Raw genomic sequence first — 17,029 nt, 5'->3', positions numbered from 1 at the left:
TCAGGGGCGCGCGGGTTCCGCGTTCAGCCCGCCGCCCAGGCTGCGGTACAGCTCCACCATGTTGCTCGCCGCCGCCAGCCGCGTGTTCACCAGGCTGAGGCGCGCGCTGTAGAGCGTGCGCTGCGCGTCTAGCGTGGCCAGGTAGGTGTCGATCCCGTTGCGATAGCGCGATTGCGACAGGGTGAGCGCACGACCGGCATTGTCCGTCAGCGCGAGTTGCGCGGCCAGCTTGTCGTCGATCGTGCCGCGCCGGGCGAGCGCGTTGGCCACTTCGCTGAACGCGGTCTGGATCGTCTTTTCGTAGGTGGCGACGGCTGCGGTGCGCGCGGCCTTGGCCGAGGCGAGGTTGCCGCTGCGCGCGCCGGCGTCGAACACGGTCTCGCTGGCGTTGCCCGATGCGTTCCAGCGGAAATCGCCACTGTTGAACAGGCCCGAAAGGCTGCCCGAGGCGACGCCGAGCGCGGCCGTCAGCGAGATCGTGGGGAACCATGCCGCGCGCGCCGCGCCGATATTGGCATAGGCCGCGCGCAGCCGGTGTTCGGCGCCCAGCACATCCGGGCGCTGCAGCAGCACGGCGGAGGACAGGTTTACCGGCAGGGTGGCGAGCGTTTGCCCGCCGTTGCCCAGCGTGTCCGCCAGCATGGCCTCGCTTACGGGCGCGCCGGTCAGCAGTTCCAGTGCGTTGCGCGCCTGCGCCAGCCGCGTCTTGTAGTCGGCAACGTCCGATCGCGCGGTCTGGAGCGCGGTCTGCGCCTGCGCGATGTCGAGCCGGGTGCCGATCCCCATGGCCTCGCGCCGCTGCGTCAGCGCCAGGCTCTGTTCGCGCGATTGCAGCGTTTCTTCCGCCACGCGCAGCAGATCGGCGTTGGCGGCATAAGTCAGCCACGCGGTCGCCACTTCGGCGACAAGCGTGATCTGCGTGGCCTTGCGCCCTTCGTCGGTGGCGAGAAAGGTCTGGAACTGCGCCTGCGTGAGATTGCGCTGCCGGCCGAACAGATCGAGCGTGAACGAGGAGATGCCTATGCCGGTGGACAGGGTATCGACCGTGAGGCCGTTGGTGCGCGCTTCCGATCCGGTCGCGGTGGCGGCGACGGTGGGGAACAGGGCGGCGCGCTGCACGCGATAGAGCGCCTGCGCCTGTTCCACGTTGGCCACGGCCACGCGCAGATCGCGGTTGTTGGCGAGCGACAGGGCGATCACCTGCCGCAGCCGGTCGTCGAGGAAGAAATCGCGCCAGCCGATCTCGTCGATGCGCGTCTCGCCGGCGGCCAGCACGGGATAGGATTCTCCCTGCGGCAGCGCGGGGACGACGGGCGCTTCCGGGCGGACGTATTTCGGTGCCATGTTGCACCCGGCCAGGATCGCCATCGGTGCGGCGAGCGGCAGCGTGGCGAACAGAAGGCGGCGGTTCATGCTCCGGCCTCCTGACCGCTTGCGGGCGCGGGCGTGGTTGCCGCCTTGCGCGCGAACCAGCGCTTCACCAGCACGAAGAACAGCGGGACGAGGAAGATGGCCAGCGCGGTGGCCGAAAGCATCCCGCCCATCACCCCGGTGCCGATCGCGCGCCGCCCGTTCGCGCCCGCGCCGCTGGCGATCACCAGCGGGATCACACCGGCGATAAAGGCCACGCTGGTCATGATGATCGGGCGGAAGCGCAGCCGCGCCGCTTCGAGCGCGGCTTCGAGCGGCGGCACGCCGCTGCGCAGCGCGGCTTCGGCGAATTCGACGATCAGGATCGCGTTCTTGGCGGACAGGCCGATCGTGGTGAGCAGCGCCACCTGGAAATAGATGTCGTTGTCGAACCCGCGCAGCGTCACCGCCAGCACCGCGCCGACCACGCCCAGCGGAATGACCAGAAGGACAGAGAACGGCACCGACCAGCTTTCGTAGAGCGCGGCAAGGCACAGGAAGATGAAGAAGATCGACACCGCATAGAGCACCGGTGCCTGGCTGCTCGACCGGCGTTCCTGATAGGATAGCCCGCTCCACGCCACGGTGAAGCCACCATCGAGCTGGCTGGCCATTTTCTCGATCACGTTCATGGCATCGCCGGAACTGGTGCCCGGCCCCGGCGCGCCTTGCACTTGTTGCGCGGAAATGCCGTTGAAGCGCCGCAGGATCGGCGCGCCGATCGTCCAGCTCGTTTCGGCAAAGGCCGAGAAGGGCGCCATGTCGCCATCGGCGGTGCGCACGAACCACTGGCTCAGGTCCGATGGCTGGCTGCGGAACGGCGCATCGCCCTGGACATAGACGCGCTTGACGCGGCCGCGGTCGATGAAGTCGTTCACATACGTGCCACCCCACGCGGTCGAGAGCGTGGAATTGACGTTGGCGGGCGTGATCTGGAACGCGGTGAGCGCGGCGTCATCCACTTTCACCTTGAGCTGCGGCGTGTCCTCAAGGCCGTTGAAGCGCACCTGGCCCAGCCGGGGCTCGTCGGCCGCCTGCGCCAGCAGGTCCTTGCGCGCGGCGGTCAGCGCGGCGGTGCCCTGTCCTTCGGCATCCTGCAGCCACATCTCGAAGCCCGAAGCGTTGCCCAACCCGCGGATGGCCGGCGGCGAAAGGACGAGAATCTGCCCATCGCGCGAGGAGGCGAAATGCTTGTTGATGCGTTGCGCGATGGCGGAGGCGCTGTTTGCGCTGCCCACCCGTTCGTCCCACGGCTTGAGCAGGATGAAGCCCTGGCCGGTGTTCTGCCCGCTGCCGCCCTGTCCGCGGCCCACCACGGTGAACACGGCCTGGATGTTGTGGCTTTCCGTGCGGTTGATGTAGTCCGAAAGCTGGTCGGCCACGGCTTGTGTCTGTTCGATGGTCGATCCGGCGGGCAGCGTGTAGCTGAGCGAAAGGTTGCCCTGATCCTCGTCCGGCAGGAAGCTGGTGGGCAGCCGCGCATAGAGCAGCGCCATGCCCAGGCAGACGCCGCCGAACACCAGCATGCCCGGAAGCGGCCGGCTCACCACCCGCAGCAGCCGGCTGCGATAGCCGCCTTCCAGCCTTTCGTAGCTGCGGTTGAACTTGGCGAAGAACCATCCGCGCGGCTTCTCGTGCTCCTTCAGCAGCGTGGCGCACAGCGCCGGCGTCAGCGTCAGCGCGACCATCACCGACAGCGCCATGGCGGACACGATGGTGACCGAGAACTGGCGATAGATCACGCCGGTCGATCCGCCGAAGAAGGCCATGGGGATGAACACGGCGGTCAAAACCAGCGTGATGCCGATCAGCGCCGAGGTGATCTCGCCCATGGATTTCACCGTCGCCTCCAGCGGGGGCAGGTGCTCCTCGTGCATCACGCGCTCGACATTCTCGACCACCACGATGGCATCGTCGACCAGCAGGCCGATGGCAAGGACGAGGCCGAACATGGTCAGCGTGTTGACCGAATAGCCCACGGCGGCGAGGATGCCGAAGGTGCCCAGCAGCACCACCGGCACGGCGATCGCGGGGATCAACGTGGCGCGCCAGTTCTGCAGGAACACGAACATCACCACCACGACCAGCCCGATCGCCTCGATCAGCGTCCAGACCACTTCCTCGATCGAAATCTTCACGAACGTGCTGCTGTCGCGCGGATAGGCGACCGCGTAGCCTTCGGGCAGCTCGGTCGACAGTTCGGCGACCTTTTCCTTGACCAGCCGCGCGGTGGCCATGGCGTTGGCGCCGGATGCCAGATTGATGGCGAGGCCGGTGGCGGGCGCGCCGTTGAATTTGTTGATCGAGCCGTAGTTCTCCAGCCCCATTTCGACGCGGGCGACATCGCCCAGCGTGACGGTGGAGCCATCGGCCTGGGTCTTGAGTACGACCGCCTTGAACTGGTCGATCGTTTCCAACCGCGACCGGGCCGTTACCGTGGCGTTGAGGCGCTGCCCCGGCTGCGACGGCAGGGCGCCGATCTCGCCCGCCGAAACCTGCGTGTTCTGGGCCTGCAGCGCCGAAATCACGTCCGCCGGCATCAGCTTCACCGCGTTGAGCCGGTTGGGATCGAGCCAGATGCGCATGGCGTATTGCGAGCCGAAGATGTCGGCGCTGCCCACGCCTTCCACGCGCGAGATTGGGTCCTGGAAGTGCGTGGCGAGATAGTCGGCGATGTCCGCGTTGTCGCTGCGGCCGGTGGAATCGTAGAGCGAGACGACCATCAACTGGTCGGCCTGCGCCTTGTTCACGTTCACGCCCAGTTGCTGCACGATCTGCGGCAACCGCGTGACGCCGCGCGCGATCGCGTTCTGCACCTGGACCTGTGCGGTATCGGGATTGATGCCCTTTTCGAAGGTCACCGTGATCTGCGCCGAACCGTTGCTGCTGCTGGACGTGAAATAGAGCAGCCCGTCGATGCCCTTGAGCTGCTGTTCCAGCACCTGGGTCACGCTGTTTTCGATCGTCTGCGCGTCCGCGCCGTTGTAGCTGGCGTTGATCGAGACGGTCGGCGGCGCGATGTCGGGATATTGCTCCACCGCCATCGTGGTGATCGAGAACCCGCCCGCCGCCATCACCACGATGGCGATGACCCAGGCGAAGATCGGGCGATGCGCGAAGAATTTCGACAGCACGGCGTTTACTTGCCAGCGGCGGCCGGCGCGCCGGCACCTTTCCCGTCACCCTCTTCCGCTGCCTTGCTGCCCGCCGGCACTGCCTTCACCTTCGCGCCGGGGCGGGCCTTGAGCAGCCCTTCGACCACGATCTTCTCGCCGGGCTTGAGGCCGCTGGTGATCAGCCAGTTCGTGCCGACGGCGGTATCCGCGGTTACGTTCCGCGTTTCGATCATGCTTTTGGCGTTGACGACCAGCACGGTGGCGGTGCCGCGTGGAGACCGCGTGACGGCCGTTTGCGGGACGAGGATGCCGTCAGGCACGGTGCCCTGGCCCACGCGCGCGCGCACGAACAGGCCGGGCAGCAGATCGCCACGCGGATTGGGCACGGTGGCGCGCAGCGTGACCGTGCCGGTCTGCTCGTTCACGTCGATATCCGCGAAGTTCAGCTTGCCCTCGACCGGAAATTCGCTGCCGTCCGACAGGATGATGCGCACCGGCGTCGATCCCGCCGCGATGCGTCCGGCGTCCATCGAGCGGCGCAGCGCCATGAAATCGGTGCTCGATTGCTGGATGTTGACCCAGATCGGATCGAGCCGCTGCACCTTGGCCAGCGCATCGGCCTGATTGGACGTCACCAGCGCGCCCTTGGTCACGGCTGACCGGCCGATCCGGCCGCTGATCGGAGAGGTGATCCGGGTGAAGCCCAGGTTGACGTTGGCGGAAGCCAGCGACGCGCGGTTGAGCGCCACTTGGGCGCGGGCCTGGTTGTAAGCCGCGATGGCATCCGCCGCGTCCTGCTTGCTGATCCCGCCTTCCTCGGCCAGTACGCGATAGCGCTCCGCTTTCAGGCGGCTGGCTTCGACCGATGCCTGCGCGTTGGTCAGCGCGGCGCTTGCCTGCTGCTGGGACGCCGCATAGAGGCGCGAATCGATCTGATAGAGCGGCTGGCCCGCGCGGACGTTGCTGCCTTCCTCGAACAGCCGCGCCATGACGATGCCCGACACCTGTGGCCGCACTTCGGCCACTTCCGACGCCTGCGTCCGTCCGGCCAGGTCCGCGGTCAGCGCGACCGGTCCCGCGCGGGCGGCAATCACGCCCACGGTGGGCGTCGGCGACTGTTTGTCTCCCTTCTTGTCGCCGCATCCGGCAAGCAGGAGAGCGGTGCAGGCCAAGGGTAGAAGGAAACGCAATTTCGGCTCGCAATCTTTCATCGGACCATGCGGACAAGGGAGCAACGGCAGCATCGGCGATGGCATTTCCCGCAGATCAGAACGACCGCCCCGTGCGGACAGCGGCAAGGTCATGTTCCGACATGGTCTCCCCCGAAAGCCCCCATGGCTTTCAACGCGTGATTCGCAGCTTGCTAGCACATCGCGCGGCGCGTGCGCCTGCCTATGCTGCGTTGCCGCATCGATGCGACACAATGATACAAATGGAGATTCTGCACACCTCCTTTTTGGACGTTTGTCAAAAAAGGAGGTGGTGAGCCGTCGGTCGCGGGAAGCGGGCGGAAGGCGCAGTCAGCGCGCGGCGAACAGCAGGCGGCCGGGGCCGAGCCGTTCGAGCACATGGGCGATATCCTCCGCGGAGACCGCGAAGCAGCCCTGGCTGCGGCCCACGCGCCCCTGGCTTTCCGCCAGATCGGGCGCGACATAGCGCGCGGCGTGGATCACGATGCCACGGCTGGAGGCCATGCTGTTTTCGGTATCCAGACCCTGAAGCCGGCGCGACCGGCCATGCTTGCCGCTGTAGATTTCGCCGGTCAGGAAGGCCCCGCTGCACGAGGCGTTGGAGCCGGGCCGGTTCGACAGGCGCTGGACCCAGCCGCTGTTGCCGGGATCGGAACCGCTGCCGTGCGCGACGAGATGGTCGGAAATGACCTTTCCTGCCGCCACATCGACCAGCTGGAAGCGCGGCAGACGCGAAGGCGCCGAAAAGTCGACGATGCCGATCACGTCGCGGCTGGCGACGCGATCGTGATGCTGCTGCAAGGCCGCCAATGCGCGAGACAACAGCACGGACCTGTCTGCGCCCGCCGGAAGGTGTTCCGGCTGGGGGGCGATCGCCTGCGCAAGATCGCGCGGCATGAACAGGCTGGCTGCCGACCCGGCAATGGCGCCCAGAAAATGGCGCCTGCCCAGGTACATGCTATTCCGAGACCCCGATTTTGCTCTTGTCCGGGATGTACGGAGCAGCCCGCCGAATTTCAAACCGCAACGGAGGAAAGTGCGGCGAGCGGTGCCAGGGATCGCGTGGGGCGAGCCGCGGGGCGGGAACTTTTGCCGCCGCGGCTCGCTTCGCCCGTCCGGTTTTCAGGGCAGGGCGTCGAAGGCTCCCCGGGCGGCAATCGTACCCACGGCCTTGCGACCGCTCGGCGCTTCCTTGGCGCGCAGGCCTTCGGGCAACACGTCCGGCGATGCCTTGCGGCCGATCGCGGCGGCGGCTTCGACGCGGAAGCTTTCGGGAATGCCGAGTTCCGAACGGATGCGGTCGAAGTCGATTCCGGTCATGCCGTGGGCGTGGTAGCCCATTGCCGTGGCTTGCAGGGCCAGCTGCGCCCAGGCGGCGCCCGCGTCGAAGCTGTGGCTGTGCGATGGCCGCGCTTCGTCACCGCTGCCCATGTGCGTTTCCGAGAGGATGAAGACCAGCGCGCCGGCTTGCTTCGCCCAGCTGGCGTTGAACGGAATCAGCAGCGAAAGGAACAGATCCCAGTGCGCATCGCCGTTCACGGCATAGAGAAAGCGCCAGGGCTGGTAATTGAAGGCCGACGGGGCGAGGCCGGCAGCCTCCAGGATCACCTCGAGGTCTTCTTGCGGCAGGGCGCTGCCATCGAAGGCGCGCGGCGACCAGCGGTCGATCAGCAGCGGAACAAGGCGGGGATTGGTGGTTCGGCTTTCCATGGCGTGGCCTTCCGGAGCGAGTTTCGGGGATGACAGCAAAGGGGCGGGCGGCTGGTGAGGCCGCCCGGATGCGTGGTTTCAACGGCGGTCGAGCGCGAAGCGGCCGGCGCCGAAAGCGACGACCTGCAACAGGCCGCCAGCCATCGCCACGTTCTTGAAGAAGTGGATGAACTGGTTCTGGTCCGCAAGGTGGTTGTGGAAGGCGAGCGCGGTTGCCAGGCTGAACAACGCCAGCACCGCGGCGATGAACCGGGTGCGGAAGCCGGCCACAAGTGCCAGACCGCCGCCCAGTTCCACGATAACGGCGATGGCCAGGCCGACTTGCGGCAAGGGCAGGCCCGCGCTGGCGATATAGCCGATCGTTCCGGCGGGCGCGGCGACCTTGGACAGGCCGCTCAGCACGAAGATGGCGGCAAGGAGGATGCGACCGGCAAGAGCGGCGACATCGCTGGCGGAAGTGCCGGGGCGGGCGGTAGTGGTCTGAATGGTCATGGGATGGGATTCTTTCTGTTCGAAGGGGGGAGAAGGGGGGCAGTCAGGCCGCGTCGACGAGGACGATCTCGCTGTCTTCGAGCGCGGTAATCTCGATGGTATCGATGCCGGTGATGGCCACGCCATCGCGGGCCTGTGCTTCTGCGTCGCCAATGCGGATGCGGCCGGTGGCCGGAACCAGATAGGCATGGCGGTCGGGATCGATTTCGTAACGCAGGCTCTGGCCTGCCGGCAACGTCGCGCCCAGCACGCGGGCATTGGCGTTGATGCGCAACGCGTCCTCGTCACCGGCGACGCCCGAAGCCAGCACGTCGAAGCGGCCGGTGCGGCTGTCGCGCGGGAAGGGCCGCGTGCCCCAGCTTGGCGCATGGCCGCGCCGGTCGGGCATGATCCAGATCTGGAACAGCGTCGTTTCCTCGTCTTCCAGATTGTATTCGGCATGCTGGATGCCGGTGCCGGCGGACATGACCTGCACGTCTCCCGCCACGGTGCGGCCGGCGTTGCCCAGGTTGTCGCGGTGCGAGATCGCGCCGGTGCGGACATAGGTGACGATTTCCATGTCGCTGTGCGGATGCGGCGGGAAACCGCTCTGCGCCGCGATGGTATCGTCGTTCCACACGCGCAGGGCGCCCCACTGCACGCGCTGCGGGTCGTAATAGTCGGCGAACGAGAAATGGTGGTGCGCATCGAGCCAGCCGTGGTTGGCGGCGCCAAGCGAATGGAAGGGGCGAACTTCGATCACGGGATGTCTCCAAAAATCGCGTTGCAGCGAATGACCTTGGTATGGCCCTTGAAAGGCAATCTGAAAATTCCGATAAAATTGATGGGAATGTTCAGGAGTATCGAACGTGGACGTCGGCCAGCCAACCATCGACCAGATCCGCATCTTCCTCGCCGTGGTCGATGAAGGCAGTTTCAACGGCGCCGCGCGCAAGCTGGGCCGGGCCATTTCGGTCATCAGCTATGGCATCGCCAACCTGGAGGCGCAGTTCGGCGTCACCCTGTTCGAGCGCGAGGGATCGCGCCGGCCGACGCTGACCGAAGCGGGCCGCGCGGTGCTGGCGACGGCACGGGCGGTGGCGGACGATATTGACGCGCTGATGGCCTCGGTGCGCGGCTATAACCAGGGGCTGGAGGCGGAACTGACGCTGGCCGTGGACGTGATGTATCCCACCGCGTGGCTGGCGCGGCTTTGCCGGCAGTTCCAGGCCTATTTCCCGACGGTGGACCTGCGCCTGCACGTGGAAGCCCTCGGTGCGATCGCCGGAATGCTGCTGGAGGGGCGGGCGCATGTGGGCGTGACGGGGCCGGTGGTGATCGAGGACCCCGTGCTCGACCGGATGCGGATCGGCGAGGTGGAACTGCTGCCGGTGGCCGCGCCTTCGCACCCGCTGGCGCGCCTGACCGAGATTCCCCCCGGGGCCGGGCGGCAGCATCTGCAACTGGTCCTGACCGACCGTTCCAGCCTGACCGAGGGCCGCGATTTCTCCGTGCTCAGCGCGCGCACGTGGCGGCTGGGCGATCTCGGCGCCAAGCACGCCTTGCTGCTGGAAGGGATCGGCTGGGGCAACATGCCGCTGCATCTGGTGCAAGACGATCTCGACGCCGGGCGACTCGTGCGGCTGCCGATGCAGGAAGCGCCCGGCGTGGCCTATCCGTTTAACGCGCAGTGGCGGCGGGATTGCCCGCCGGGGCCGGCGCGTTCCTGGCTGATCGAGGCGCTGAAAGCGGGGTGTGGTGGCGATCACGCCGGCCCCATCGTCATATAGCGCGCACAAATCCGCCTTTGAAATGAAAGGAAAACTGCACGATCGTGCAACACGGGCCGTCTAGCGGCGCATCTCGAGTCCAGGCCCATGAGGGGAAAAGAGATGCGCTGTGTGACTGCCTTGTTCGTGACGACCGCCATGGCCGTCGCCGCTCCCGCCTTTGCCGCCGAAGCCCCGGCCGACGAAGCCGCGCCCGCTCCCGCCGATGCTTCCGCCGGTCCCGAAATCGTCGTGTTCGGTGCCGGCCAGACGCGGCAGGTCCAGGAAATCTCCAACGCCGATCTGACGCTGCTGGCGGCGGGCACCAGCCCGCTGAAGGCCATCGAGAAACTGCCCAGCGTCAACTTCCAGTCGGCCGATCCTTTCGGAAACTACGAATGGTCGACCCGCATCACCATTCGCGGGTTCAACCAGAACCAGCTTGGTTTCACGCTGGATGGCATTCCGCTGGGCGACATGACCTATGGCAACGTCAACGGGCTGCACATCAGCCGCGCGATCACGTCCGAAAACATCGGCGTGACCCGCGTGTCGCAGGGGTCGGGCTCGATCGACACGCAATCGACCAACAACCTGGGCGGCACGCTGGAGTTCGAATCGATCGATCCCGCGCGCGTGCTGGGCGTGGACGGCAACGTGACCTACGGTTCCTCGAACACCGTGCGCGTTTTCGGCAGGGTCGGCCTGGGCACCGCCGACGGGCTGCGCGCCTTTGCTTCCGTGCAATACCAGAACCTCGACAAGTGGAAGGGTGATGGGCAGCAGCGCACGCTGATGGCCAACGCCAAGGTGGTGGCGCCGCTGGGCGATGCCACGGTCGATGCCTATCTCAGCTATTCCGACCGGGCCGAGCAGGACTATCAGGATCTTTCGCTCGGCATGATCAAGCGGCTCGGCTACGATTGGGACAATTTCGGCCCTTCGCAATACGCGCTGGCGGTGCAGGTGGCGGACATCGGCGCCAATCGCGGCGACAGCGGCACCACGCCGCTCAACCCGACGGCGGGCACGGTCTATCCGGCGCCGATCCAGACGCTGGACGATGCCTATTACGACGCATCGGGCCTGCGCCGCGACTGGCTGGGCGCGGTGGGCCTCACCGCCCCCGCCGGTGACAAGGTGACCTTCAAGTTCAAGACCTATTACCACCACAACTCCGGGCAGGGCACCTGGGGCACGCCCTATGTCAACAGCCCCACCGGCGTGCCGATGGCGGTGCGGACGACCGAGTACACGATCGACCGCGCCGGCATGTTCGGCAGCGTGAACCTCGATCTCGGCGCGAACCAGGTGGCCATCGGCGCGTGGTACGAAAACAACAATTTCGAGCAGGCGCGGCGCTTCTACGCCTATGAAAGCCGTACCAATCCGGGCCGCAACCACCTGGATTTCATGCGCAACCCGTTCTTCACCCAGTGGGACATCAAGTACAACACCGCCACGGTGCAGTATTATGTCGAGGACCAGATCACGCTGGGCGACGCGCACATCAACCTGGGCTGGAAGGGCTTCCAGGTAAACAATAACGCCAACCCGCTGGTGCTGGGGGACCGGACGATCGGCCGCCTGTCCGCGCGCGACTGGTTCCAGCCGCACGTGGGCGTGAACTACAAGTTCGGGCGGGGGCTGGAAGCGTTCGCCGGCTTCACCTCGGTGACGCGGGCCTTCGTCTCGTCGGCGACGACGGGGCCGTTCTCGTCCACCCAGGCCGGGTTCGACGCGATCAAGGGCAAGCTCAAGCCCGAACAGTCCGATACTTATGAAGTCGGCCTGCGCTACAACACCGGCGTGGTGAACGCGGTGCTGGCCGGCTACTACGTCGATTTCCGCAACCGCCTGCTGACCATTCCCACCTCGGTCGGCATCGTCGGCGCGGCCAACGCGCTGCAGAACGTGGGCAGCGTGCGCGCGGTGGGCATCGAGGCGGCGCTCGACGTGAAGCTGCCGATGGGCTTCGGCGCGTTCGCCTCCTACAGCTACAACGACACGACCTATCGCGACGACATCACCGACGCGAAGGGCAACTTCTATGCGACCAAGGGCAAGACCGTGGTCGACGCGCCCAAGCATCTGCTGCGCGGCGAAATCTCGTATGACAGCGACGGGTTCTTCGGCCGCGTCTCGGCCAACTACATGTCGAAGCGCTATTTCACCTATCTCAACGACCAGGAGGTGCCCGCGCGCACGCTGATCGATGCCTCGCTGGGCTATCGCTTCAACGTGGGCTGGCGCAAGCCGGTGGAACTGCAGGTCAACGCCACCAACCTGTTCGACAAGCGCTATGTCGCCACGATCGGTTCGAACGGCTTCGGCTTCAGTGGCGATAACCAGACCCTGCTGGCCGGCGCGCCGCGGCAGGTGTTCGTGACGCTGAAGACTGCTTTCTGACACTTGCCACCATTTCGGAGCCGGGTATCGGCTCCGATCAAAACAAATGCGGAGCGCCTTCCATCCTTCGGGATGGGGGGCGTTTTGTTTCAGACGACGGACCGCTGCACCGCCGATCGTGCCGCAGGGAACGGGCGATTCGCGGATTGGCATCCGCATTTTTCCCCCGCGGGAAATATCTGGAAACGCTCTGAAATTCCTGGGTTTCGTCACATGTCCGTCGCAGTGCGCGAACATTTCCCGAGAGAATCGGCGGGACCGTAACAAAACTGCATTGGAAGGCGGCTAGACGCGGCCTCGCCCGAGGACACAAGTCCTCACAAGTGAGGGAAACATGAACTTCCAGACCTGTCTGCGTGCCGGCCTGCTGGCCGGAACGGGAGCGCTTGCGCTTGCCGTCAGCCCCGCCTTCGCCGCTGAAGCCGCCGCACCCGCCGCCGATGCCGCTTCGCCCGAAACCGACAGCACCGGCCTGACCGAAATCGTCGTCACCGCCACCAAGCGCGAGACGAACCTCCAGCAGACGCCGATCTCGATCTCGGTGATGGGCGCGGACGATCTCAAGAAGCGCCACGTCCAGAGCCTGATGGACCTTGCCGACGGCTCGGTTCCGTCGCTGCGCATCTCCACCTTCGAAGCGCGCCAGTCGGCGCTGACGATCGGTATTCGCGGCATCGTTCCCGACGACGCCAACCAGCCCGCGCGCGAACAGGGCGTCGGCGTCTATCTCGATGGTGTCTACCTCGGCCGTCAGCATGGCCTGAACGCCAGCCTCTATGACGTCGAGCGCGTCGAAGTGCTCAAGGGGCCGCAGGGCACCCTGTTCGGCCGGAACACCGAGGGCGGCGCGCTGTCGATGGTGCTCAAGGCGCCCACCGGCGAATTCGGTGGCCGCCTGCAGGCCGGCGTGGGCAACTACGGTTCGTACAACGCCCAGTTGCACCTCGATCTGCCCGAATACCACAATATCTCGATCAAGCTCGATGGTGTGCTTCAGCACCAGGATCCGACGATCAAGAACCCGCTGGCAGGCCAGGCCGGCTGGAACCAGTATCACCGCTACGGCGGCCGCATCGCGGCTCGCTGGAAGCCCACCAGCGATCTGACCATCGACCTCGCGTTCGACAAGTCGCGCGACGAGAACACGCCGTTCTACAGCCAGCTCGTGACGATCACGCCGTCCGCGCTTGCCAACATCCCCAAGGATGCCAACGGCACGCCGCTGATCCAGTACGGCTATGGTCGTGCCACCTCGGCCGATATCGGTGTGCCGCAGCAGCCGAGCATCGACATCACCAAGGGCTTCACCGGGCACATCAGCTACAAGGTGTCGCCGGGCCTGGAACTGCGCTCGATCACGTCTTGGCGCACGGTCAGCGACGAACAGTGGGACAACTCGGGCGGCGCGCACCGCACGCCGATCTGGGGGCCGAACGTCAACTTCAGCCGCTATTCGCTGGCCGGGTTGCAGCAGCGCCAGTTCAGCCAGGAACTCCAGGCGGTCGGTTCGGCCGGCAAGTTCGACTACGTGTTCGGCCTGTACTACTTCAACGAACGTGCCAGCGACTGGGCGCGCACGCCGAACACCAACAAGTGGAACGCGGCGCTCAACGGCTACACCATCAACGATCCGTCGACGTACCTCAGCGCTACGCTGGCGCGTGCCAGCACGGCCTATGCCAAGAGCTATGCCGCTTACGGCCAGGTGACTTACAACCCGTTCGATCCGCTGCACATCACGGTCGGCGGCCGCTATACCAAGGACGACAAGAACGGTCTGCTCTACACCGTCAACGGCGCGGCAACGAACTTCACGTTCGACCAGTCGAACAGCCGGTTCGATCCGCTGGTGGTGCTGGCCTACGAGGTCAACCCTGACATCAACGTATACGCCAAGTATGCCACCGGCTACCGCGCCGGCGGCGCCAGCTCGCGCTCGCTGAACTATCGCTCGTTCGGGCCGGAATCGGTGAAGTCCTACGAAGTGGGCCTGAAGACCGAGTTCTTCGACCGCAAGGTGCGCTTCAACGTGGCCGGTTACATCATGGACCGCGACAACACGCAGGTGGACTTCAACTATTTCATCCTGCAGCAGAACGGCACCGTCCGGAACACGCTGGAAACCGTCAACGCGCTTGGCACCACCAAGATTCGCGGCGTTGAAGCGGACCTGACCGTGCGTCCGGTCGACGGGCTGTCGATGGGCCTGTCCTACGCCTATACCTACACCCACGTGCCGCCGGCGCGGAACACGGTGCAGGAAGCGCTGAACGCCTCGCTCAATCCGCCGGTGACCACGCCGGTCTTCGAAACGGTCTATATCCTGTACACGCCGAAGAACGCGCTGTCGGGCTCGATGGATTATGAACTGCCGGTCGGCGGCGCCGGTACCGAACTGCGCTTCCACGTCGATGGCAACTACAGCGATCCTGTCCACTCGTTCGCCGGCGAAAAGCTGATGACCGACAAGAGCTTCATCGTGAACGCCCGCCTGTCGCTGGCGGACATCCCGATGAGCGATGGCGGCCAGAAGCTGACCGTTTCGGCCTGGGCGCGCAACCTGTTCAACGAAGAACACATCTATCGTCGTTCGGGCGCCAACACCTCGCTGGGCGACTACGCGAACTACAACGCGCCGCGCACCTTCGGTATCGATGCGACGGTTCAGTTCTGACGCATGACGAATAAGGCCGGGACGGGCTGCTGGCCTGCCCCGGCTTACTTCTGACCACCCTTTGCGGCGGCGGGCCTGTGCCTTGCCGCAGCTTTTTTGTACGCGTCGGCACTGGCCGGCGGCTTTCGCGTGAAATGGGGGGCAGCCTTCAGGCCGCGCGGCGGTGCGGAGTAACCAGGCGTTCGTAAGAGGCGAACAGCTCTGCGAAGTGATCGTCCATCGTGCGCGGCGGCGGGATGATCGCGTGCGGGCCGGTTTCGCCGCGTTCGCGCCGCGCGGCATAGTCGGCGATGGCATCCGCAGCGGCGGCGGCGCTGGCCGAGGCATAGGTCCAGCCGCCGGAGGCGCGGGCCTGATCCGCCGCGCCGCCTTCGTCGGGCGCGATCAGCGGCAGGCCGCTGGCGCGCGCTTCGGCGGCGACCATGCAGAACGTTTCCGCCTCGCACCCGTGGACCAGCGCGTCGGCGCTGGCCATCACGCGGGCAAGTTCGCCGCGATCGGTGATCGGCTTCAGGATGCGGATATGCGGATTGGCCGAAACGCGGCGCACGATCGCCTTGCGGTCCCGCCCCTGTCCCACCAGCACCAGCCCGACCGGATGGCGCGAGCCGGCGGCCTCGACCGCCTCGACCAGCATCGGCCAGCGCTTTTCGGGCGCGAAGCGGCCGACGCCGAGCAGCAGCGTGGCGCTTTCGGGCAGCTCGCACATGGCCAGCAGGCGGCGGCGCAGGTCTTCATCGCGCAGGCGCGGCGAAAACACGCCCGGATCGACGCCCATCGGGTTGGTCACCACGTGGCGCAAACCGCCTTCGACCAGCCGCGCGGACAGCCCGGGACTGGCGCTGACCACCATGTCGTATTTCCCGTCAAGCCGGCGCAGGTGCCGCCAGTAACGATCGAACGCGCGATCAATCGTGGGGCGCTTGGCCACGGGATCGAGCCAGCGATAGGCATAGGCCGACAGCGGATCGGCATGCATGATCAGCGCGCGCGGGGCATTGCCCGGCCAGTCGGCGATCGTGCTGGCGCTGCGCCAGGGGGAAGACACTTCGACGAAATCGGGCGCCTCGCGATCGAGCGCGGCATAGAGCGCTTCGGTATCGTTGAAATAGCGATAGTTGAAATCGAGCGGGAACAGCTGCGATTTCAGCCACACGATCCGGGCATTGGGGCCGCGCTGTTCGACATGATCGTGGGCGCCAGGGGCGATGACCACCACTTCATGCCCCAGCGCGGCGCCGGCCTTGAGCTTGCGGTCGATATAGGTCCGCACGCCGCCGCCCTTGGGAGCATAGAAGGCGCAGACGTCGACGATCTTCATCTACGCCGCCTTTTCCTTGCGCACCGCGTCCAGCACCGTCAGCGCCAGGAACAGGATGACGTGCGTGGCCAGGATCAGCATCGAGACCATCGCGATCATCACCCCGATCTTGAGGTGTTCGCCCACCAGCAGGGTGGCGACGCCGGCAAAGGCGATGTCCTTGTTGGGAATCAGCGGCAGGCGCGAGATCAGCAGGCGCATCGTGGCGAGCAGCAGCCACGATCCCAGGCTCACGCCCGGCAGGATCAGGTGCCAGGCGAGCGCGGCGAAGCCGGTGTTGGCGATCACGCGCAGGCAGTGGACGACGAAGGTGTAGATGAGTTCGTCGCGCGGCAGGCTGAGCAGCCCGTTGCGGAAGAACATGATGACCAGCGATGTCAGCAGGACGATGCCGATCGACATCGCCATGAGGTTGCCGTCCTTGCCGAAGCCCAGCAGCCCGATCAGCGGCCAGGCCAGCGCCAGCATGGCCAGCGTGAGGATGTTGCCCGCCAGCGCCGAGAGGATGGCCACGTCCTTCACCGCGCCGAAGGGTGATCCTTCCATCTTCACATGCTTGCGTGCCCAGTCGTAGAAGTAGACCTCGCCGACGTAACCGAGCAGTAGCTCGTTACCGATCATCTTCTTGACCAGCGGGATGAAGCCCGCCGCCGGGATGTTCCACAGGCGGCGGAAGATCAGCCAGTCGGCGGCCGGCGCGGCGAAATAGCTGGCCGCAAGCACCAGCCACACCAGCGGCGAGCGGGGGATGATCGACCAGATCATCGACCAGTTCAGCTCGCGCAGCTGCAGCAGGACCGCGCCGAGAATCGCCAGCGAAATGGCGGGGCCGAGCAGGGGGCTCCACTTGCGCAGCCCGGCGCCGGCGGCGATCGGATCGGGCAGGCTCATCCCGGGTGCGGAGACATCGGACGCGCTAGTCATCGCGAAAACCTTGAGAGAAACAGCATGGCCGCAAC

Annotated in this window: 12 protein-coding genes; 3 read left to right on the top strand and 9 right to left on the bottom strand. The window is 66.1% G+C overall.

All coding sequences use genetic code 11. The annotated features are described in order from the left end of the window. The 7 genes from EH199_RS11340 to EH199_RS11310 form a co-directional block, all read right to left on the bottom strand. Positions 1 to 1,413: an efflux transporter outer membrane subunit gene (locus EH199_RS11340; RefSeq protein WP_124809363.1), complete on the bottom strand. Its 1,413-nt coding sequence runs from the start codon at positions 1,411 to 1,413 to the stop codon at positions 1 to 3. Further along, positions 1,410 to 4,544, bottom strand: coding sequence for an efflux RND transporter permease subunit (locus EH199_RS11335; protein WP_124809362.1), 3,135 nt, complete (start codon positions 4,542 to 4,544; stop codon positions 1,410 to 1,412). The genes EH199_RS11340 and EH199_RS11335 overlap by 4 nt, the downstream gene beginning before the upstream one ends. 5 nt (positions 4,545 to 4,549) lie before the next feature. After that, complete coding sequence (locus EH199_RS11330) at positions 4,550 to 5,716, bottom strand: efflux RND transporter periplasmic adaptor subunit (RefSeq protein ID WP_223806626.1); 1,167 nt, start codon at positions 5,714 to 5,716, stop codon at positions 4,550 to 4,552. Positions 5,717 to 6,046: 330 nt separating this feature from the next. Next, a complete protein-coding gene (locus EH199_RS11325; protein WP_124809360.1) occupies positions 6,047 to 6,673 on the bottom strand; it encodes a murein L,D-transpeptidase catalytic domain family protein in 627 nt (208 codons plus the stop codon). 165 nt (positions 6,674 to 6,838) lie between these two features. Next, positions 6,839 to 7,426 (bottom strand): nitroreductase family protein, encoded by a 588-nt coding sequence (locus EH199_RS11320; protein ID WP_124809359.1) that lies wholly within the window; start codon positions 7,424 to 7,426, stop codon positions 6,839 to 6,841. A gap of 78 nt (positions 7,427 to 7,504) precedes the next feature. After that, positions 7,505 to 7,918, bottom strand: coding sequence for a DoxX family protein (locus EH199_RS11315; RefSeq protein ID WP_124809358.1), 414 nt, complete (start codon positions 7,916 to 7,918; stop codon positions 7,505 to 7,507). Positions 7,919 to 7,961: 43 nt separating this feature from the next. Beyond that, positions 7,962 to 8,660, bottom strand: a complete 699-nt coding sequence (locus EH199_RS11310; protein ID WP_124809357.1) for a pirin family protein — start codon at positions 8,658 to 8,660, stop codon at positions 7,962 to 7,964. A gap of 106 nt (positions 8,661 to 8,766) precedes the next feature. Between EH199_RS11310 and EH199_RS11305 the strand changes: the two genes are divergently transcribed. The 3 genes from EH199_RS11305 to EH199_RS11295 all read left to right on the top strand — a co-directional run bounded on the left by EH199_RS11305 (position 8,767) and on the right by EH199_RS11295 (position 14,749). Then, positions 8,767 to 9,687 carry a LysR family transcriptional regulator gene (locus EH199_RS11305; protein WP_124809356.1) on the top strand — a complete coding sequence of 307 codons (921 nt, stop codon included), beginning with the start codon at positions 8,767 to 8,769 and terminating at the stop codon, positions 9,685 to 9,687. Positions 9,688 to 9,789: 102 nt separating this feature from the next. After that, a complete protein-coding gene (locus EH199_RS11300) occupies positions 9,790 to 12,075 on the top strand; it encodes a TonB-dependent receptor domain-containing protein (protein ID WP_124809355.1) in 2,286 nt (761 codons plus the stop codon). Positions 12,076 to 12,409: 334 nt separating this feature from the next. Then, complete coding sequence (locus EH199_RS11295; protein WP_124809354.1) at positions 12,410 to 14,749, top strand: TonB-dependent receptor; 2,340 nt, start codon at positions 12,410 to 12,412, stop codon at positions 14,747 to 14,749. 148 nt (positions 14,750 to 14,897) lie between these two features. Here EH199_RS11295 and EH199_RS11290 read toward each other — a convergent pair whose 3' ends face one another. Both EH199_RS11290 and EH199_RS11285 read right to left on the bottom strand, forming a co-directional pair. After that, complete coding sequence (locus EH199_RS11290; RefSeq protein WP_124809353.1) at positions 14,898 to 16,070, bottom strand: glycosyltransferase; 1,173 nt, start codon at positions 16,068 to 16,070, stop codon at positions 14,898 to 14,900. Further along, positions 16,071 to 16,994 carry a hypothetical protein gene (locus EH199_RS11285; protein WP_223806625.1) on the bottom strand — a complete coding sequence of 308 codons (924 nt, stop codon included), beginning with the start codon at positions 16,992 to 16,994 and terminating at the stop codon, positions 16,071 to 16,073. It lies immediately after the preceding gene. Between the last annotated feature and the right edge of the window lie 35 nt (positions 16,995 to 17,029).

The organism is Novosphingobium sp. LASN5T, assembly GCF_003856955.1.
Lineage (GTDB): Bacteria > Pseudomonadota > Alphaproteobacteria > Sphingomonadales > Sphingomonadaceae > Novosphingobium.
The sequence above is the reverse complement of the archived record's forward strand: the minus strand, read 5'-3'. Positions and strand labels throughout refer to the sequence as shown.

Bases quoted from the DNA above. Each gene is read 5' to 3' on its own strand.
- EH199_RS11340 (WP_124809363.1), bottom strand. From the start codon at position 1,413: ATGAACCGCCGCCTTCTGTTCGCCACGCTGCCGCTCGCCGCACCGATG.
- EH199_RS11325 (WP_124809360.1), bottom strand. From the start codon at position 6,673: ATGTACCTGGGCAGGCGCCATTTTCTGGGCGCCATTGCCGGGTCGGCA.
- EH199_RS11320 (WP_124809359.1), bottom strand. From the start codon at position 7,426: ATGGAAAGCCGAACCACCAATCCCCGCCTTGTTCCGCTGCTGATCGAC.
- EH199_RS11315 (WP_124809358.1), bottom strand. From the start codon at position 7,918: ATGACCATTCAGACCACTACCGCCCGCCCCGGCACTTCCGCCAGCGAT.
- EH199_RS11300 (WP_124809355.1), top strand. From the start codon at position 9,790: ATGCGCTGTGTGACTGCCTTGTTCGTGACGACCGCCATGGCCGTCGCC.
- EH199_RS11295 (WP_124809354.1), top strand. From the start codon at position 12,410: ATGAACTTCCAGACCTGTCTGCGTGCCGGCCTGCTGGCCGGAACGGGA.
- EH199_RS11290 (WP_124809353.1), bottom strand. From the start codon at position 16,070: ATGAAGATCGTCGACGTCTGCGCCTTCTATGCTCCCAAGGGCGGCGGC.
- EH199_RS11285 (WP_223806625.1), bottom strand. From the start codon at position 16,994: ATGACTAGCGCGTCCGATGTCTCCGCACCCGGGATGAGCCTGCCCGAT.